At 56.7% G+C, this 19,281-nt stretch carries 18 protein-coding genes and 1 pseudogene; 6 read left to right on the top strand and 13 right to left on the bottom strand.

The annotated features are described in order from the left end of the window. Positions 1–16 precede the first annotated feature (16 nt). Positions 17–1,081 (bottom strand): amidohydrolase family protein, encoded by a 1,065-nt coding sequence (locus DJ73_RS10255; protein ID WP_094527493.1) that lies wholly within the window; start codon positions 1,079–1,081, stop codon positions 17–19. A gap of 66 nt (positions 1,082–1,147) precedes the next feature. After that, positions 1,148–2,410, bottom strand: coding sequence for an HD domain-containing protein (locus DJ73_RS10250; protein WP_094557899.1), 1,263 nt, complete (start codon positions 2,408–2,410; stop codon positions 1,148–1,150). Between the two features lie 103 nt (positions 2,411–2,513). Here DJ73_RS10250 and DJ73_RS10245 point away from each other — a divergent pair, with 103 nt between their 5' ends. After that, a complete protein-coding gene (locus DJ73_RS10245; protein WP_094527491.1) occupies positions 2,514–2,918 on the top strand; it encodes a universal stress protein in 405 nt (134 codons plus the stop codon). Positions 2,919–2,951: 33 nt separating this feature from the next. Here the strand turns inward: DJ73_RS10245 and DJ73_RS10240 are convergent, their stop codons facing one another. The 3 genes and pseudogenes from DJ73_RS10240 to DJ73_RS10230 all read right to left on the bottom strand — a co-directional run. Then, on the bottom strand, positions 2,952–4,190 hold the full coding sequence (locus DJ73_RS10240) for an HD domain-containing protein (RefSeq protein ID WP_094522551.1): 1,239 nt from the start codon (positions 4,188–4,190) through the stop codon (positions 2,952–2,954). A gap of 115 nt (positions 4,191–4,305) precedes the next feature. Beyond that, positions 4,306–4,875: a transcriptional regulator gene (locus tag DJ73_RS10235; protein WP_094522549.1), complete on the bottom strand. Its 570-nt coding sequence runs from the start codon at positions 4,873–4,875 to the stop codon at positions 4,306–4,308. 81 nt (positions 4,876–4,956) lie between these two features. Continuing rightward, positions 4,957–5,643 (bottom strand): annotated as a pseudogene (locus tag DJ73_RS10230) (phosphoribosylamine--glycine ligase); the annotation flags it as partial. 183 nt (positions 5,644–5,826) lie between these two features. On the opposite strand from DJ73_RS10230, the gene DJ73_RS19770 reads away from it, so the two are divergent. Next, positions 5,827–6,396 (top strand): hypothetical protein, encoded by a 570-nt coding sequence (locus DJ73_RS19770; RefSeq protein ID WP_141212940.1) that lies wholly within the window; start codon positions 5,827–5,829, stop codon positions 6,394–6,396. 21 nt (positions 6,397–6,417) lie between these two features. Further along, complete coding sequence (locus DJ73_RS19765) at positions 6,418–7,056, top strand: hypothetical protein (protein ID WP_141212939.1); 639 nt, start codon at positions 6,418–6,420, stop codon at positions 7,054–7,056. A 195-nt stretch (positions 7,057–7,251) separates the two neighbouring features. On the opposite strand, the gene DJ73_RS19760 is transcribed toward DJ73_RS19765, so the two are convergent. The 5 genes from DJ73_RS19760 to DJ73_RS10215 all read right to left on the bottom strand — a co-directional run bounded on the left by DJ73_RS19760 (position 7,252) and on the right by DJ73_RS10215 (position 13,728). Next, entirely contained in the window at positions 7,252–8,127 is an 876-nt protein-coding gene (locus DJ73_RS19760) for a hypothetical protein (protein WP_141212938.1), read from the bottom strand. A 1,173-nt stretch (positions 8,128–9,300) separates the two neighbouring features. Continuing rightward, the gene (locus DJ73_RS19755) at positions 9,301–11,565 is read right to left on the bottom strand and encodes a hypothetical protein (protein ID WP_141212937.1); all 2,265 of its coding nucleotides are present in this window, start codon (positions 11,563–11,565) and stop codon (positions 9,301–9,303) included. Next, on the bottom strand, positions 11,558–12,874 hold the full coding sequence (locus DJ73_RS19750; RefSeq protein ID WP_141212936.1) for a hypothetical protein: 1,317 nt from the start codon (positions 12,872–12,874) through the stop codon (positions 11,558–11,560). Before DJ73_RS19750 ends, DJ73_RS19755 begins: the two co-directional genes overlap by 8 nt. 173 nt (positions 12,875–13,047) lie before the next feature. Further along, the gene (locus DJ73_RS10220; RefSeq protein ID WP_094557897.1) at positions 13,048–13,317 is read right to left on the bottom strand and encodes a hypothetical protein; all 270 of its coding nucleotides are present in this window, start codon (positions 13,315–13,317) and stop codon (positions 13,048–13,050) included. Positions 13,318–13,371: 54 nt separating this feature from the next. Continuing rightward, positions 13,372–13,728, bottom strand: coding sequence for a hypothetical protein (locus DJ73_RS10215; protein ID WP_094557896.1), 357 nt, complete (start codon positions 13,726–13,728; stop codon positions 13,372–13,374). Between the two features lie 117 nt (positions 13,729–13,845). On the opposite strand from DJ73_RS10215, the gene DJ73_RS10210 reads away from it, so the two are divergent. Both DJ73_RS10210 and DJ73_RS10205 read left to right on the top strand, forming a co-directional pair. Continuing rightward, entirely contained in the window at positions 13,846–14,664 is an 819-nt protein-coding gene (locus DJ73_RS10210; protein ID WP_094557895.1) for a transcriptional regulator, read from the top strand. Between the two features lie 109 nt (positions 14,665–14,773). Beyond that, positions 14,774–16,000, top strand: coding sequence for a PD-(D/E)XK nuclease family protein (locus DJ73_RS10205; protein WP_094557894.1), 1,227 nt, complete (start codon positions 14,774–14,776; stop codon positions 15,998–16,000). 91 nt (positions 16,001–16,091) lie between these two features. Here the strand turns inward: DJ73_RS10205 and DJ73_RS10200 are convergent, their stop codons facing one another. Together DJ73_RS10200 and DJ73_RS10195 are read right to left on the bottom strand one after the other, a co-directional pair. Next, positions 16,092–16,280 carry a ribbon-helix-helix domain-containing protein gene (locus DJ73_RS10200; RefSeq protein WP_094557920.1) on the bottom strand — a complete coding sequence of 63 codons (189 nt, stop codon included), beginning with the start codon at positions 16,278–16,280 and terminating at the stop codon, positions 16,092–16,094. Between the two features lie 130 nt (positions 16,281–16,410). Then, positions 16,411–17,775, bottom strand: a complete 1,365-nt coding sequence (locus DJ73_RS10195; RefSeq protein WP_094557893.1) for a restriction endonuclease — start codon at positions 17,773–17,775, stop codon at positions 16,411–16,413. Positions 17,776–18,112: 337 nt separating this feature from the next. On the opposite strand from DJ73_RS10195, the gene DJ73_RS10190 reads away from it, so the two are divergent. Continuing rightward, a complete protein-coding gene (locus DJ73_RS10190) occupies positions 18,113–18,526 on the top strand; it encodes a TRAM domain-containing protein (RefSeq protein WP_176451118.1) in 414 nt (137 codons plus the stop codon). A gap of 147 nt (positions 18,527–18,673) precedes the next feature. Here DJ73_RS10190 and DJ73_RS10185 read toward each other — a convergent pair whose 3' ends face one another. Beyond that, positions 18,674–18,955, bottom strand: a complete 282-nt coding sequence (locus tag DJ73_RS10185) for a helix-turn-helix transcriptional regulator (protein WP_094557892.1) — start codon at positions 18,953–18,955, stop codon at positions 18,674–18,676. Positions 18,956–19,281 lie beyond the last annotated feature (326 nt).

The following is a 19,281-nucleotide window of genomic DNA, read 5'->3' as shown; positions in this document are numbered from 1 at the left end:
ACGGCCGCGACCGGCTTCAGTCTCCCGACGGGTCGATCTCCTCGCCGCCGATCACGACCCGCGAGACGTCCGCGGCGCCCGCCCGCCGGACGATCGCCCGGACGAGGTCGCGCGCGCCCGCGAGGTTGTCGGAGTCGCCGTCGAGGGCGAGCAGGTCCGCGTCGGCGCCGGGCTCGACGACTCCCCGGTTTAGCCCCGCGATCTCGGCGCCGTTGACGGTCGCCATCCGCAGGACGTCGCGCGCGGGCAGGTCGGCCAGCTTGGCGGCGAACTCCATCTCGCGGAACATCGAGGGGGAGTCGAGCATCACGTTATCGGTGCCCAGCGCGACGGTCGTCCGCTCCGCGAGCTCGCGGACCGGCGGCACGCCGACGTTCGTCACGAGGTTCGAGCGCGGGCAGACGACGACCGGCGTGCCGCGGTCTTCGAGGCGTTCGAGATGAATCTGTTCGGCGTGGACCATGTGGACGAGGAAGTCCGGGTCGAGGTCCATCGCCGGGTTGACGTCGTCGGCGTCGCGCTCGCCCGCGTGGATCCCGAACAGCTTCCCCGCCTCGCGGGTCTCCCGCCGCACCGCGTCGAAGTCGGCGTCGCGGGCGCCGGAGGCGCCGTAGCCGTCGGCGACCGAGAGGACATCGGGGTCGTCGCGGCCGAACACGACGGGGTCGATCGCGCGCTCGCCGAAGGCGACGCCCTCGCCGGCGACCGCGTCCCGAAGCGCGGCCACGCCGTCGACGCCGCCCTCGCGGAACTCCAGGAAGGTGGCGGTGCCGGTCGACTCCATGTACCGGAGCGTCCGGGCCATCGCCGCCACCTTCTCCTCGCGGCTCGCCGACCGCAGGAGCCGGTGTTTGAGTCCGTCCGGCGGGGCGACGAGCTCGTCGAGCGAGAGCCCCTCGCCCGCCTCCTTGGCGATGGAGTCGCCGATGTGGGTGTGGGCGTTGACGAAGGCGGGGAGGATCACGTCGTCGCTCTCGACGGACGCCTCTTCGATGCGGACGATCTCGCCGCCGTCGACGACCACCCGTCCCTCGACGGGCTCGAAGGCCTCGCCGACGAGTATCGTCCCCTCCAGATGCATACCTCACGGTCGCCAGCCCGGGGTTAAAACGTCACGGGAACGGGGCGGTGGAGGGCCTCAGCCCCCCTACTCGAACTCGTCGAGCGTCGTCGCCATCGCCCCGCGCACCTCGCTCACGAGCCCGTCCGGGTCGAGGTCGAGCACGTCCGCGGCCGCGCGTCCGACGCGGTCGGTGGCCGGCTCGGGCGCGTACACGCCGAGGCGCCACTGGTTGCGCTGTGCGGTCCGGAGCGCGGAGACCAACGGCGACTGTCGCTCCAGCCGGCGGATCTCGCCGCTGACCGTCACGCGGGCGGTCGACTCCCGCATGGACGGCTCCGGCGGCACGTCGAGGATCACGTGCTCGCGGTCGACGCCGGCCTCCTCGGCGATCTCGCGCTCCAGGCCGACCTCGGCGTCGCGGTCCGCCTCGTGAACGCGCTCTGGGACGTCGTCGTACTCGGCCCACACCGCCAGCTTGTAGAGGTCGCGCTCGTCGTAGCGGCGGGAGAGCTCGCCGGTCGCCCGGCAGTCGCGGATCGCGGCGAGGAAGTCGTGGTCGTCCATGCGCCGGAGATCGGTCGCCGTCGTCGCTGTCGCGTCGAGCAGGTCGCTCGCGGACCGCCGCAGCATCGCCTTCGAGATGCGCGCGACGTGGTGCGTGTAGACGACCGGATTCATCAGCGCGCGGGCGAGCAGGAGGCTCTCCGCGGTCTGGACGTTCCCCTCGTCGAGGACGAGCTCCGGGCCGTCTCCGTCCGGGCCGACGCCCGCCGCGTCGCCCTCTCGCTCGACGAACGTCAGCTCGCGGACGAACCGCTCCGTGTCGATGGTGCCGTACGGGACGCCGGTGTGGTAGGCGTCGCGCACGAGGTAGTCCATGCGGTCGACGTCGAGCTCGCCCGAGACGAGCCCGGCGTACGTCCCCTCGCCGGCGACGAGTCCGGCGATCCGGTCCGGGTCGAGGTCGCGGTCGCGGAGCACCTCGCCGACCGCGCCGGTCGCGAGCAGCTCGCCGACGTCGTCGTGGTACTTCCCGGTCCGGCGGTGGGTGAGCGACTCCAAGTTGTGGCTGAACGGCCCGTGTCCCACGTCGTGGAGCATCGCCGCCGCCTCGATCCGCTCGGCCCGCTTCCCGGCGATGCCGAGGTGGTCGAGCGCCCGGCTGGCGAGGTGGTAGACGCCGAGGCTGTGCTCGAAGCGGGTGTGGTTCGCGGAGGGGTAGACGAGCTGGACCGTCCCGAGCTGTTTCACGTGGCGGAGGCGCTGGACCGCGGGGGTGTCGATCAGCTCGGCGGCGACACCGTCGATCTCGATGTGGTCGTGGACGGTGTCCTTGACCGTGATCATGGGGAGCGGTTCGTCGGCATCTGGTAAAAGGAGTGGGAGGGCCGGCGGCGGCCGGCGGGAACCGCGGCTATTATTTATAAGGGTCGTCCGCAAAGGTCGGTGTATGTACGAGTTGCTCATCGGGATCGATAACGCGACCGACAGCCGCGCGGTCGCGCAGGCGGAGGCCGTCGCCGACCTCCCGCACGCGGCCGACGAGACGAAGGCGACCCTGTGTCACGTGTTCCAAGACAACCCCGAGGGAGCCTCTGTCCACCAGCTGTCCGCGGTGCGGCGCGCCCGGGAGACGCTCGAAGCGGCGGGGGTCACCTGCGTCCACTACGAGGCGAGCGGCGATCCGTCCGACGAGTTGCTCTCGGCCGCCGCCGACATCGACGCGAACGCGATCTGCGTCTCCGGTCGCAAGCGCCGACCGTCGGGGAAGGCCGTCTTCGGGAGCGTGACGCAGGACGTGATCCTCGGGAGCGATCGACCGGTGTTCGCGGTGCCGGCGCCGCGCGAAGAGTGAGCGGGGACGACTGATCGGGGACGCCTGAACGGGTTACGTCCGCGTGCCAACGGTCCGGAGCCCGAGCACGTCGCGCGCGGCCTCGCCGACCGCGTCGACGTGCTCCGGCGGACAGTAGACGCCGAGCGTCCAGCGGCGACGCTCGGCGCTCCGCAGCCCGCCGACGAGCTCGGAGGCGTCCTCCAGCCGCTGCGGGACGCCGTCGACGACGACGGTGGAGCCGGACTCCTTCAACCCGGGCCGAGAGGGGACGTCGACGACCACCGCCTCGCGGTCCAGTCCGACGGCGTCGGCGATCTCGCGCTCGGCGGCGACCTCCTCGGCGTGACCCGCGTCGACGGTTCCCGCCGGCACGTCGGCCAGCCCGACCCACACCGCTCGCTTGTAGAGGTCGCGGCGCTCGATGCGCCGGCCGAGCTCGGGGACGGTCTCGCGGAGCTCGACGAGCAGGTCGTGGTCGGCCATGCGGCGGAACGTCGCAACGTCGGCGTCGGTGCGGTCGAGGTAGCGCTCGCAGGCGCGCTCCAGCATCGCGCCGGCGACCCGCGAGACGTGGTGGCGGTAGACGACCGCGTTCATCAGCGAGCGGGCGACGAGCAGGCTCTCCGCGGTCGGGACGTTTCCCTCCGCGAGCACGAGCTCCGCCCGCTCGGGATCGACAGAGCCGGAGTCGCTGGCTCCGTCGCTCCCGGCCGAGCCGCCCTCGCCCGCCAGTCGGAGCTCGTTGACGAGCCGTCCGGTGTCGACCGTGCCGTACGGGACGCCCGTGTGGTGGGCGTCGCGCACGAGGTAGTCCATGCGGTCGACGTCGAGCTCGCCCGAGACGAGCGCCCCGAGCCCGCCGTCGCCCGCGATCAGCGAGGCGACGCGTTCGGGGTCAAGCCCGTTGCGCTCCAAGACTTGGCACACCTCCCGGTCCGCGTCGGTCAGCAGCCACGCCACGTCGTCGTGGTCGCGCCCGGTCGCGCGCCGGATGATCCCCTCGGTCTGGTGCCCGTACGGGCCGTGGCCGGCGTCGTGGAGGAGCGCCGCCGCGCGGACGTGAGCCGCGGTGTCGTCGTCGAGGTCGAACCCCTCGACGGCGCCGCGCGCGAGGTGGTAGACGCCGAGGCTGTGCTCGAAGCGGGTGTGGTTCGCGGAGGGGTACACCAGCCTGACGGTGGACAGCTGTTTGATGTGGCGCAGTCGCTGGAAGGCGGGCGTGTCGATCAGTTGGGCGGCGAGGTCGCCGAGCCGGACGTGACCGTGGACGCTGTCCTTTATCGCCTTCATCGTCCGGGCGTCGGCCGCAGACTGGTTGGTCGTTTCGACTCGGCGCCGGCGTCGGTCGGGGGGCGAGCCGGCCCGCGGACGACGCGGGCTCGGGGCGGCGACCGTCCGGGGCGGGTCACTCGTCGACGATCTCGACGTCGAACCGCTCCTCTAAGGCCCGGACGACGGAGCCGCCGACGCCGGCCGTCGCGGCGCGACCGTCCTCCACCGCGAACAGGTCGTCCTCGTCGACGTCGAGCTCGTCCGCGAGCTCTTCGACGGTGAGCCCGGCGTCTCGCCGGGCCGCCGCCACCTCGTCGCCGTAGCCGGAGACGAGGTACGGGAGGCGGTCGGACTCGTAGCTCGTGCCGTCCTCCTCCCAGTGCTTGGAGTCGCCGGTCACGGAGTCGTACATCTTTGCCTGCTTCCGCGCGAGCTCCTTCTTCCGGCTCTCAGATCCGGACGACTCGGCGCTGGCGCCGCCCGGGCTCCCCCCGGAGCTACCGCCGCGACTGCCGCCAGAGCCGGAGCCGCCCCCGCCCTGCGGCGCGTTGCCCGCGTCGTCGTGCGGCCGGCAGTCCGAGCACACCAGCAGCTTCGCGCCGGCGACCGTGGCCCGCTGGAGCTTCGTGGTCTCCCGCCCGCAGAGCTCACAGGCGTCGCCGTCGTCGCCGCCGCCGCCACCGCCCGTTGAGTACTTCGTCATACCGCGAGTGGTAGACCCGGACGGTTAAAAAGTCGTGGAGGGGCGGCCCATCGGGCGAGCGGCGGGTCGACGGCGACTGTCTCACGCCCCGCCCGGTCCGAGGTACCCCCACGCGAGCAGTCGGTCGCCGTCGCCGTCGACCCACCGCTCGCCGATGTCGTCGCGGTAGTACATGTTCGGCATCACGACGTCGTCGATGCGACCGTACGCCTGCTCGCGAGCGGCCTGCATCGTCTCGCCCGTTCCGGTGACGACGATCGGCATCCCGCTCTCGCCGGCGGCCCGCCACTGGCCGTCGACCCGCCTCGCGTCTTCGAGGTGGATTCCCTCCCTGCTCTCCGTCTCGAACACCACGGCGGCGTTCCGCGAGTTCTCGTCGTACGTCTTCTCGTCGTCGAACGGGAACGGCGGGAGCACGATGCGCACGGCGATCTGGTAGCCGTTGTGGACCTCCACCTCGGGGTCGTTGCCGTGCGCGAGGTCGTAGAAGAACTCGCCGGTGGACGACTCGATCGACTCCTCCTGTAACGCGATCGTCGGGTACCCGAACCGCGGCGTGAACTCCAGCGGGTAGATCCCGTGCTCGTTCACGATGCAGTTGATGTCGATACTGCCGACGTACCCCTCGTCGGCGAGCCAGCCTTCGATTTTGCCGAAGGTTTCTTCGAATAACTCGTTCTGGCCCGCCCAAAACATCGAAGTCCCCATCTCGCCGGTCGAGGGACCGATGTTCCCTGGGAACAACTTCTTGTGCTCGTATTTCCAAGATCTATTATACAATAATTACTGGGGATTCGGGTTGGTTAGCTCATTTGATTAAGAGTTTACGGCTCTGTTGAGATCCTTTTCTTCAGATAGAATCTTAACTGAAACAGCTGGTCGCTGAAGAGTGCGTTTCTACCGATACGCTCCGGAAAACAACTATCATGAGGGGCTGCCAATCAGTCTTCTATGGCGTCACTTGGAAATTTGTATCTCACCAACCGTGCGGACGAACAGTCAGTCGGTGCTGCGCTACGAATTGATAAATCACCGGTGGAAAACCATCAAATAGATGTAAACGACGATTGGAAGGTTGAACTTGCGGACTCTAGTCAGTATGCTGTAGCTCGGGGAACTATAGACGTTGATACGGAAGAAGAAGCCCTGTCGCACAGTCATTCAGCCCTTCAGCAAGCATTAGATATTCTAAGCATCCAAAACGATGATCAACTGAGGGTTGAAAATGCGGATTCAAGCCGGATTGTCTGGTGGGAAAGTGACGGTTCACAGCATCTCCGAGTCGTCGAAATCAGTGACGTATCGGTTTCGATGGAGGCGTCAGCTACGGTGATTGATGAAGATGGTAATGAGGTAGAAATTGAATCAGATCCGACAGAGTGGCACGAGAGTCTTCGATATTTCCGGTTAGCACAAAACACCGATGACTTGTTTGATGCCTATCGCAATCTATTCTTGGCACTTGAACTGATTCTCAGCGAGCGCGTTCCGATCAATTCCGGTGAACGTGAGTCTGATTAGCTGAAACGAGCTCTAAAAGACGTGCATAGCAGTATTGGGGTAGACAACTATGCAGACGACCCGGGCAATCCTATTGATTCAATTTACAAGTCCCAGTATGTTGGTATTCGGTGTGAGATGTTTCATGCGAAGAAAAGCAAGGATCGACTTCTCCCACATGATGAAGATGACAGGCAAAAGGTTGAGGAGGCGATTGGCGATCTCGCTCGGCTAGTAGTTGATACAGTCAAGGATACGATATCTGTGAATCGTGCTTCCGGAGCTATGACTAACGTTGGATTTGAGCAAACGATGCAGTGGATGAAGTCGGAACAAGGTGCTGAAGTGCTGGTTTCAAGTGATGATTCACCAGTACATAAATCGGAATCAGTTGAGCATGAGGCGTGGACACCGAGGGTTTCGCTTCCAACGGAGTTCTCTGAGGAGTTGAGTGAGCCAGGTTTGATGGCTGTGCTTGGTCAGGATGATCCGGAGGATCATTTTGATGGACAGTCGATCTATCGTCTCGGATTAGTACAAAAGAGATCAGACAGTGATGGTTTAGTGGTTGTTAGCCCTGTTTCTGACGGTCTTTCGGTGAATGGTATCGATGTTCTTGAGGTCGGGATTGGGATTCAACTGAATAACGCAAATTCAGTGAGGACCGATTTCCCAAGCTGAAAGTTTGGATTTGAGTTCCTTCGACGTTCATTGTCAGACCAATCTGAAGAGTCCAACCCCCAGTCTGGCTTTATTGTGGATTAGGTGTGCTATTTTTATTCATCGGCGTAACAGGATTCTCAAAGCGGTAGTTCGCATATACAGACCGTAACGAGGACAAAATAGACCACCTGCTGAGGACCTGATGAAGCCGATTTATACTATTGGAAGCTGTTCGGTCATAGTCAAAAAAACAAGCATATAAATGACTGCCCAGATCGATAGCTTCCAAACCGGCTTCCTGAACTCTTCGTACGAATTGCTCCCATATGCGACGTATTGATAACAAGAATGGTCGTGTGCAAATACAATACCGGGCAAAGCAAATGGGACAAAATTATTTCCGCTAGAGATTCCCAGAATTATTGAGGGGACTCCGATTAGAATCGCACCCACTACGACAATCAAAACTTTCCCGAAAAATTTCTTCTTGTTAATATCAATCTCACTCAAGTCAGGAATACTGGTATCAACATACTTAGATATACGCTTCCAAGAATCACGATCTTTTCTCGCCCTAGATCCCCAATAAGCTATTATTTTTATGTCGCCCCAAAGACCTGCGAACTTATCCCCTTGATTTTGTTTTTCATCGAATTTTGCATACCACCATATCAGATAGTCTCTAAATATGAACTCTTGGAATACTACTAAGACCATCAGAAGTGTCGGTGATGTAATTGAAAATACAAGAATTTCAGAGATGCCGTATATGCCAGATAGATACTCTGAAAGTGAATAAAGCAGTATGATGACACAAACAGTAGTGGCAAATTCAATAGCCCATATCGTTCTCTTCATAATAACCTTTACAGGAGCATATGGACTGGCAATGGCTATTCTTCTTACCAGCGTGATAGTTAGAACCGAAAATGCTGCCAATTTTCCCAGCCACTCAGCGTTTGATATTGGATATGTGATTACAGCTGTAGCTAATAGTGCAGCAAAGGCGATCTCGAAATCAACGCTACTCTCCGTATCATCCTTTGCAAAAAATTCGTCAGCGAGATCTTTTTGATTCTGACGGGACATTCCTTCAGGAAAATAGTAATATTACATGACTAATCAATGTAATCTTTCTACACTCTAAGAACTCTGTACTGAGTGATTGAGAGTGTGGAAACATCAACTGCTGAGGATCCCAACAGAGCCGAGTTTACCTACAATTGTCTCTCAACTTATGAAGTACCGAAGAGTCGGAAGCACTCAACACTGTAGTCAGGGCACTCCATCACGAACTCGACTCACCGAACCGGTGAGATAGATACTGAGTGGCTGTCTCTTTGTCGATAAACCCCTCAACAGTCATATCAAGAACACACTCAATCACAATCTCCTTTCGCATCACTCGATTCTGCCCTACTTCGTGTACATTACTCGACTGCCGGGAAACAACACTATCTTCAGTGCCTTGATCGACAAGGTCCGACATCGAGTATATCTCATTAACTCCTACTTCAGAGAGTCGAACGATTTCATGTTCTCCGATGGGGAGACAATGAGGGTTGGAATAGGTTCGAAAGTATTTCTCGGAACACATTGGGAGCCAGCGCTCACACGAAAGACAATGTCTTCGGTATTTGTTTCCGGCACGGGGCTGCTGTTCCATCTCTTTGTCGAGAACCGGGACCACCTGGTTCTCGTGACAGTATTTGCATTCTTCCATGGACTGTGTCAATAGCGAAGAGCAGCTCTATAAAGAAGTAGAACAACAACGCAGACTGCGATCACTCCAAATCTAAGCACCCTAAATCTTCCAACGCGTACCGCTTGTTTCGGATTCGGAGCCCTCATCATCATTGAACTCTAGCGCTTCACAACACATACAAATAATCAAACATCTCTGCGCCAACGTTCATACTATCCAACACCGCCCCCGAAATCAGCTACAAGACTACCTATCCCCGGGACATTATAGCGGGGAATAATAGGATAATTCTGGTTCAGCTGAGGATGGAGGTATATTCTTAGCAGATTTAATCACATCTCATGCGATTTTGGGGTGCGTCTCAGCTATCAACCGCACCACATTCGGCCGTAATTTGGAAAAATGTGCTAAGCGCTACTTAAAGAGTCTAAAATAGCCTATCGACCAATAATCAATAGAACTGCCTGAAAGAGCAGTAAATCAGCTAAGACTGATTCTAAGTTGTTTAATAATGCCCGCAATCTCATCTAAAACAATATATTATTTGATATATTCGTTCAAATCGCACCAACTATGAGGCTGATATCCCTGCTTTTGCTAGGCGGATTCGGAAGCTTTCTCCGCAAGTTACGGTACGTGAGAAGAAAATCAAAAGCATCACCGAGAGCACCGCTTTCAGCAAGTTGAGTCTGAACTTCAGACGGTCGATATCCGTCTTTCTTTCGCCTACTGACATCAATGTCGAACTGTTCGATCGCAGAAAGTCGTGATAGAATCGCCGGGAGGTGTTTCCCGTTCGGTGTGACGAAGTACCGGTCAATTCGATCGGGAAACGCGGCGAGTTTCTCGACTGTTCCCTGGGCCCCATCTGTATCACCGGATTTCGTTTCGACTTCGGCAACGACGACTGGTTCGCCCTGAGAAAATCCCACGACGTCTAGGCGTTTCTTCGATAGATGTGATACGTCGTCCCAACAGGTAGTCGGCTGTAGCCGCCAGACATCACAGTATCGAACAACGCGGTCAACATCAGACCGAGAAGCGACAAGGAGCGCAACGAGGTCAATCCCGACCCTGTGTAGCGTATTTTCTGAAGGCGAGCGTTCGCCCCAGCCGTCGTTGCTGACGTTCGGAATTCCGAGCTGTTTACGGGCCTTCCACGGCACCGAGTAATATGTTTGAGGAGTGTTCGGCTGAGAGAGCAAACCCAGACTTTTGAGCCGATCCACATCAACATCAAGTTTCGACCCGTCAGGTTGGTCTCGGAACGACGCCATACTTTGCGTCAGTGAATACGACCCGATCCGTCGCTCCATTGCTAAGCCGATACGTGTGAGAAAGAGTGCCTCGGCTGCCGATATGCCATCAATCTCGGATGGATTTATAAGTGGTTGAACAGCTTTTACCCTCCTGAATTCGGAGTTCATTTCGCACGCAGCAGCTCGATGTGCGTCTTGGATGGCACTAGTATATTCTTCGGATTGGAACGGTCGATCCAAATCAGAGAGGCCCAGTCGAATTGCGTCTGACGAGGGAAGACCAACGTCCACCTCTCTCAACGTAACGAGTTCGTGTCTGTATCGCTCCCAAGGGAGTGTTTTTCTTCGCGGGTAAAATGGAGTAAATTGTGGAGCAGGTACTTCATACGCGTCGCCCGAGTTTGAAGCCGTGAAGCCATCGTCAATCGCAGCGTCTAGAGCGTTTTCGAGTGTTTGTTTATTTTCGATGTCGTTACCAGGTCGATCAGGCGAAGGAAAGAACTGACAGACCTCATCAAACAGGGTCGTGAGAGGTATTGACTCGTTGAAATTGAGTGTTGAACTCGCACGAATGGTGTCGGTGACTGTAACGAGGCGCTTGTCTGGCCGAGGAAATGGATCCTCGGTATCCGGATCAACTAATGGATTGTCTGAATCCGAGCCATAATGGGTGCCATAAGCTCGAGTTTCTCTGTATTTCAACTCGCGTCGAATCCATGATCGGACTTGGGGTGTGATATCGACATATCGCTGAATGTCGTTCTTAGAAAAGATTGCATAAGCAAGGTTGGCGAGTCGGTACCACCCGTGGTACGCATAATTAGCAAGACGCATTAAGACCACATCGTCGGGAACGAAGAGATAGTCACGCTGTCTGGTGAGTGGTGGGGGGTCATCAAAATTGAACTCTGGGAAGAACAGTGGACGATCAAGTGGTCCAATAAAGGTCCGCGCACTTGCGTGGCTCAACGGGATTTTGAAACCATCATCACATCGAATCACGCGGTCCACGTATTGGGATTGTCGTGACTCCACAGATTTATCTTCCGAGTGGTAGGTTCGAGCAGCGACGAGTCGGTTCGACGAGGCCTGCTCTGAATCCGGTGCCAGCAGTATCGCTACGATCTCTCGTTGTAATGGATCCGAAATCAGATTTTGAAACGCATACAGTACATCGTACACGTATTGATCTCGAACGTGTTCCCCCGTGTAAGACAGCCCAGGAGAATTCCGGAATGGTCGTGTCATCATCCTGCGTTCAGAGCTATGCTCAGGATACTGATCATACACATATGTCCCGCGGAGTGGATCCGCAAATTCGACACGAAGAGCGGTTATCGCGGCGAACGTAGCGATTTCGTGGAACGATTCGACAGTAGGGGGTTCTTCAATTCCATCTATCGACTTCACCGCCTTCACACCATACTCATCGAGGCGTTTTCCAAATCCCTCGCCAGTATCATCAAATAACGCGAAGAGTTGCCGCAGCTGCCTTCGCGTACAGTCTAACGAGAGGAGAGTTGCGCGTTGTACGTCGAGGTACCGGTCTGGTATCTCAAGCATAGGTTGGGACTGAGATGAGGTTGTCTAAGGTGTCGACTCCTTCATCGAGGAATCTCCGACGAGGGAGAAGCGCCATTCCATCGAGGAGGGGAATCTGTCGAATGAGTTGTTCGTGTAATTTCTGTACGTTCGGAAGCGACCGGTATCTCTCTCTCGACTCTGGGAAGACCCCGGGGCAATCCGTCAGTTTGCTACACTTCAGGAAATGGAGAAAGTCATAGATTGACTCTCGGTTCGGCAGAACGAGGAGACCTGTGGCTGCGGTTTTCCCGATCTGAGCGGCCTGTAGATACGTCTCGAATGGCGACTCTTCCCACTCTGTGACGACTCCTAGGTATCGGAGTCGCTGACCATCGGTAGTGTATTCGAATCCTGCGACATCAAATCCGAGTACGGGGAGACTCGACGAGGTCTCTTTAGAGGAATCGTAATCTGAGTGCGAGTAGATGAGGTGTGGCGAGATCGCCCAGTCAACGTTCGGCAAGCGGAGTAATTGCGTCTTCATCCGACAGGCCACGAGGTTATGATCTCTATGGGCATCTATTATGGCCCTTCCATCGAATGGCTTGAAATCAGAGTACGGGTGAGATGCGTTCTCCGGATACGTATCGACCAATTCGACATCCCACATCTGCCTGAACTCTGCCGTCGTACTGTAGACTTTCGAGCGGTCGACACGCCGCTTAATTATCCACTTCGAGTCTAGGGCATCTGGTTGTACGCCGTAATGATTTGCACAGACCTCACACAGGTCCTTTGTAAAACCGCGACGAAGTCCACCGTATCCTGGGATCAACCCGTACTGATCGAGAAACACTAGGTGGGCAAACACCCTCGCTGGTGTGACCTCCTTTTCTTTTTGTTTGATTCGTTGTTCGCTGGCTTTGATCCCTGCGAGGACGCCGAGAACCAATTTGTCATGATGCAGCAGTAGGTCTTGGCGGAACGCTTCCGCCAGCCACTCTTGAGGTCGAATGTTGTATGGTGTATTGGAAAGGTATTCGCCGAAGCCTGTCGAATCAGTCTGAATTAATGATCTGAGTGCCGGATACAAAGGCTCGAATGAGATGCCATCGTTCCCCATAACGTGAGGTGTGATATGTGTCTCAGGAGATCGATGTCTCGGGAGCAGCCATTTTTGCGCAGTAAGCTGCCGCTCAAATGAGACCACTTCTGGGGAATGACAAGGAGTTTCGTTCTCACCGTACTTGCGGCCACAGACAGAGCAAGTTCGCTCTACAAAATCAGTTAGTTGCGGCTGCTCGTTCTGGCTTCCTCCGTTCTCTTCTCTTTCCGTATTGCTCCACATACTGAATCTAAATTTGTGATCGAATTTAAAGGTCTGCCCAGAGATATTGCTACGCTTCTGTTACTGTTCCGTCTATCTAACCGCAAAATTATAAAAATAGATTGAGGGGTCTGTAGGCCCTTAGTGGATCATTGGGAATGGGTTCACGCTCCCCGAGCCAGCAGTCCTTGCTGTTACTCTCCCGGCTTCGTCCCGGTCCGCAGGTTCTCCCGATACTCTCCCCATGCTTGGTACATCTCTGTCCGTTCCGCTTCCGTCATCGTCTCGTGTTCGGCTTCGTCGTAGAACGGGAGTTCCTCCTTTTCAGGAACTGACATCACCTGCTTGAGTGGGTAGATTTTCTTGTAGTAGTTCTCTAACACCCATTCCTCACCGTGCTCATCGACTGCTTTCTGAATGTACGGGGCGGCCTCCGAATATTCCTCGGCGAGTTTGTCAGTCATAGCAATTGTGTCTTAGGTAGTTTGAGATGTTCCGATACGTGGACGGGTCAGCAGTCAGGCGTCCGTGAACTCACTGAGTGAGTGGTTCGGGCTACTACTGTTCCACTTCCCGATTTGGATGAGTTCGAATGTCTCAAGTGGAGCGTCGATCGTGTCGGCGAGCCGCGTCTGAATCGCAGAGGGCAGGCTCTCGATGGGAATCGCCGTGAGCGCGTGCTGAGTAAGGTGGTAACTCGATGCGAGGTTCGTCGGGGCGACAAGAATCACGCGTTCTCCATCGACATCGTCGAGCGCGAGTTGGGCATCCCGGTACTGGTGGACAGTCACATTCAATTCATCCACGGGAAAGAGGTAGTCAGCAGCCCCAAATTCGATACTCGCCCCTGCTGACTCAAAATGCCCTTTGAGCATAACTATGTACAAATATATGTTCTATAGACATTAACGTTGTGGTGAATGAGATGGTGATCTGTCCCACTACGGGCCATGCTCCCCAGTTTGAATAGCCCGCCCGCTACAGCAGAACCTGTGTCCCGAGATCTCTACGACTGTACAGCGGCTGAACTCGCAACAGGCTCTGTCGAACATCTCTCATACGACACTCCACCAAGTACTGCTGCCGAGTGGCTCGAAACGAACGGGTACGACGCCGCGCCGATCCAACGACAGGGCGACGCGGTCGGGTTCATCCACGAAGACGACGTCACTGCTGACGATGACGGCGATACACTCGAGGAGCATCTCACCCCGCTCACAATTGACTACATGATGAGCGGAGACACCGCGTTTGAGGACGTCCTTGCTGCGCTTATTGAGGAACCGGTTTACTTTCTCGGCGGCCACAGCCGCATTACTGGGATCCTCACCCGTGCCGACCTCAACACGGCCCCAGTACGCATCTACCTGTTCGACCGCATCACCTATCTCGAAGAGCACCTCCGCGAACTCATTCTTGAGCACGCACCCAATTGGAAACAGACGCCAGTCACTGTTGATGAGCTCGACGACATCGAGGACCGATACACAGACGCACAAGCTGCTAACGTTGAGTTGGAGGAGATCCACTACGCACAGTTCTCTACGTTAAACACCATCGTCTCGAACGTCGAAGCCTGTTGGCAAGCCTGTGGGTTCTCAACGACAGCGCAAGCAGGGTCTCGACTTCACGAGATCACAGACCTCCGGAACGACGTTGCTCACGCCAATCTTCTCGTTGAAAATACCGATAGCGATGGGTTCCTCAATAGCGGTCGTACGACCGAGAATCTGTCTACTACGCTTGCGAATATCAACCGAATTCTCACTAATCTCCAAGAAGGCGGGTACGCTCCGGATACAGTAGAATGACACAGTCTGCGAGTCCGGGATTGAGACCGCAGTGCGGCGTTGACATCAAACCGATATCACACGACGCCAAGCACGAACGATTTTATATGAATGGTGACAGTCTCACACGTTGACCCATTCAAAAGACGAGTCGTATGAGGCGCTCAGGAACCACCTCGAACAATTGAGCGGGGCAGTCCAACAAATTCCTACGCCGCCATCCAATCCGGAATCCGTGTTGTCGATTCTTGGCGAGGCACGATCAGAAACGTCGTGGGAAGCACTTTTGACGTATTTTTTGAACCCCACAGCACCGCATGGGATAGATACCGATATCCTATCAGCGTTTTTCGACACGATTTCGGCGACAACACAAAGTAATCTCTCTCCACGGAGTCATCAACTCTCGGAGGTTGAAATCGAAACCCAAATTGTAGCCGATGACGGGGTTCCTGACCTCCTTTTGTGGGTTCCCGACGAGTGGTTCTGTTGTGTCGAACTCAAATCACACTCCGCGGAGTCCAACGATCAAACGCTTCGGTACGCGACATCTGAGTCACTCGGTCCACTCACTGTCGGAGACTTCGATCCGACTGACCGGCACTATCTCTACCTCGTTCCGGAAGCGACACCGCCGCCAGCGAGCGACGCGTTTGCCACCCTCCACTGGGAAGCGGTTGTCGGTCAGATGCGAACGGTACTCAACGAGAACCGCGGTCGGTATCCGGTAAAAAGCAGCGCACAATTAGCGGACTTCCTCGACACAATCGACGATGAACTCAACATGACGGATCAAGAACGATATCAGCGCGAGAAAGCCCAACTCGTTATCGACCACAATGACGCTCTCCAAGAAGTACTCACAGCGCTTGATGACGTCGTTACGGCAGAAATCGCTTCATGGCAGGATGATTTTGCAGATGTAGCCGATTCGTCATGGAATGCCGAGCTCGCCGGCAACAAGTACGCTCGTGTATATCGTGACGAGTGGGTACGCCCAACAAAGGGATCTGCTGCGGATCAGACGCCAGTCGTAGTGTATGAACTACAGATCGATGCTGATGCGTTGCGAAGCGGCACCCCGCAGATAGAACTGAAGCGGACCAGCGACACTGCTGACCCACAGCGCGTATACAATGCGCTTTATCAGGAGTCTATCCAAGAGGAACTTCAGTCGCTTGCCCCTCGGCATGACGTGCGGATTCGAGGCCAGTCGGACAAAGTCCATACGCTTGAGACGAACATTGATATCGATCTCGCTGGCGGGGATACCATCGGCGGTCAATTCGCCATACGCGTCAACGAGCTTGGCCCGATCAATCGGGTCATCGATCAGTTTGTTGCCGATCTCGACTAACCTGACTTACGACATTTTGTCCCCTTATTAAGCGGCTCTGTGGGCCGAAGCAAATTCAATAATCTTCGAGATTCGGTGCTGTCGGTTACGGCTAGTGAGATTCAGCTTCGTCCGTCTCAGCCCGTCCGTGTCGTCTATCGATCTCATCGAGCATGTCGAGTGTTTTGCGGATCGATGCCCGAACCGCGTCGCTTCGATTGACGAACTTTCCTTCGTCGCCGACGTGTTCATCAAGGTCATCAAGCAGTTCCTGGGGGATTTCGACGCTGACCTTCGGCATACACTCGTATTCGCAGAGGAATATCTTCATAGTGTTGCACAGCACACTAGACACTCTAGAGGTCCTGTACAATACGCCCACAGCAATCTACAAAATCAAGCACTGCGAACAACCAACCTAACAAAACGAGTCAGAGCCCACCGACGCTGACAAGTACACCGAGCAGTACGACCGCGACGAGTATCACTACACCAACGGCGAGCAGCGTGTTCTCCATGGCTTTCTCGTAGAACGGCATGGCCTCGTACTGGTCTTGGAACGCATCCCGATTCGACTCATCATAGAAGTACTTCGTTTTTAACGCGAACCGTTCGGTCACCGCACAACCGGTACAGACTGGTGTGCCCTCCAACCGTTCGGTTTTGATATGCGAGTCACAGTTGATACTGCCGCAGTTCGCACAGAACGTGTAGATAGCGTCGGTCCCAGCAGTATTACAGTGAACGCACTGGTGGACCCCATCTTCACTGGTTACGCGTGAGGGCCCCGCCGCGAAATACTCGTACGGGTATGAGTACTCCTGTAGCTCGATCGTGTGCCGAACCTGCGGTAGGTACACCGGTTGGATCGACTGAACAGAGATGTCGGAACGTGCCGGTTCGCACGTTTTCGTGTATGTGACGTTGTTATCGCCGGTGTAGGAGACGGTCGTCGTGTGACGCTCTCGGAGCTGCTCGACCGTCCACTCTTTGTATTCGGTCTGGGTCTGCCCGAACCGGCGCTCCTCAATCGCATCGAACTCACTCTCGAATCGGCCCGTATCAAGAGCGACTGTCGCGGTGAGATTTTCGACGACAAGCTTCGACACGTCACTCGACGCGATACGTGACTGGCCGCGCTCTGCGTGGACGACGAATCGGGAGCGGTCGTTAATTCGATGAACGACGCCGACCGACGTCTCGAAGACCGCGTTCGTGTCGGCTGTCACGGCGACAACCGGGCGAAACGTGACCGCGGAATACGGTTTGGGAAGGTCTGCGGAGTCGATGTTGTCGATATCGCGGAACGCCGCCGTAGCCGGTGCGTTCACTGTCGTCGCCGGATCATACGGGCGGAGCGTCTCGTCGCACAGAATTTCGATCCGGCCGTTGTACAGGTCTAACCCGATGTCGTCAGCGATCTCGCGGAGGTCGCTACCGTCAATCAGTTCGATCGGGTATGGGTCGTCATTTCGGTGGAGTCGCTCGGCGTATTCGATCGCTGGGCCAGTGAACCGACCAGTCGTCGCCACCATGCCGCGCTTCGGCCCGTCGAACTCGAACGTCGCAATCGCAGAATGCAGTTTCTGTACGACTGGCCGGCCCACCGTCCCCGTGTGCTTACACTCGACGACAACCGCCCGGCGGGTTCCGTCGACGACCTCCTCCATGAGGATGTCCCGCCCCTCGTCGGCCGTCCGCTCGGCCTGGCGGACGTTCTCGTACCCGAGGTTCCGGAACACGTCCTCCATCACGTCCTCGAACTCGAACCCGGACAGGTCATCGAGAACCGGCATATGAGCTGTACGATACGTTAGCGCTTCGTCGTATATACCTTCCTTGAGAATTGGTATGCGGACCGTAATTCAACGCGGTCGTTGTGAACTTTCAGCTCTGCTGAAACCCTCTTGATTCGATATTATCGCTACTGAAACATCAGACCCAGATGAGACCAATGAGTCCGATGGCGATCATAGCGACCCCGACCAAGAGTATTAGTGCCTGCCGAGAACCGACCGCATCACGGAGGTACATATGCGGCCTTACGGTGGGCGCAACAAAATAATGCCGTCTGCTAGAGATACACAGCAGAATAAAGTGCTCTTCGTCGCGTCTACAGTGTACGGTCTTCAAATGGAGATTTCAGAGGAACTTCAGTGTCTGTTCTCGGGGAAGATCGAAGAGCGTGATGGGTCATATGTCGTTAAGATACCAGAGCAAGAGCTCCGCCTTGGCGAGCTACAGGCAAACGAGACGTACCGTGTAGCTGTTCTGCCGGCACCCACGACCAACGAGGCAACCAACACTGACGCTACCCCAAAACCAGAGCAAGCGCCACAGACGCCCCCTATCGAGGAGGGCGAACAACGCACCGTCGAAATCGAGGATATTGGCGACCAAGGCGACGGTATCACGCGTGTTGAGCGCGGGTTCGTCGTTATTGTTCCCGACACGAAACAGACTGAGCGTGTTACCATCGAGATTACCGATGTACGCGAAAATGTCGCTTTCGCGGAAGTTATCGAGCGCGTCAGTTACTACGAGTAGTCTGAAGCGTTCATCCTCTTTGTCGGGGGACAGGACTGCCTGACCGATACGCACACTTCAGCGACGAACTGTTTCACACGGTATTGTGTCTGGTGAGTAGGATTTCACAGCGCCACAGAGCCTCTAATCTCGATTACGATGGGCCAATCAGTTGTCGCGGTCGATATACTGACGTTCCCACTCAACCCGTGCCTCAATCTCTCTGGTCCCTCGACGAGTGGTCGTGTACTCGTTGGTTCGCCGATCGCGCTGGCTTTTCTCAACGAGTCCTTTCTCGACAAGCGTGTCGAGGTTTGGATACAGTCTGCCGTGGTGGATTTCCTTTTCGTAGTAGTCTTCGAGTTCGTCTTTGATGGCAAGCCCGTGTGGATCATCGAGGCCAGCAACTACATACAACAGATCTCGCTGAAACCCAGTGAGGTCATACATATCTCAGTAGTGTGTATCCGTCTTTTGAAATACTATTGATTTTGGAATAGTGAGCTCTTACATGCTGTGACCGCCTCCATTTTGCGCGACGTTTCGAACATCTTGGAAAGATGAGAGGGAATCTCGTGGTTAGTTCGTACTCTCGGCTTCTCAGCGTATTCTGCTAATTAGCAGGTTCAAACGTGTAGCAACCAGCGGTCAGAGGCGCTCTGGTCGCTCAGCAGATGCGATCAGACCGTGTGACCTAGCACTGTTGAAATCCTCAGCAGCTGATAGTTTATTTACGTCGTGCTGAAAAGAGGACGCGGGCTGTGTTTAGACGCTAA

The sequence above is a fragment of the Halorubrum sp. Ea1 genome, from assembly GCF_002252965.1.
In the GTDB taxonomy this organism is placed as follows: Archaea; Halobacteriota; Halobacteria; order Halobacteriales; family Haloferacaceae; genus Halorubrum.
This window is presented reverse-complemented; position numbering and strand designations above follow the sequence as displayed.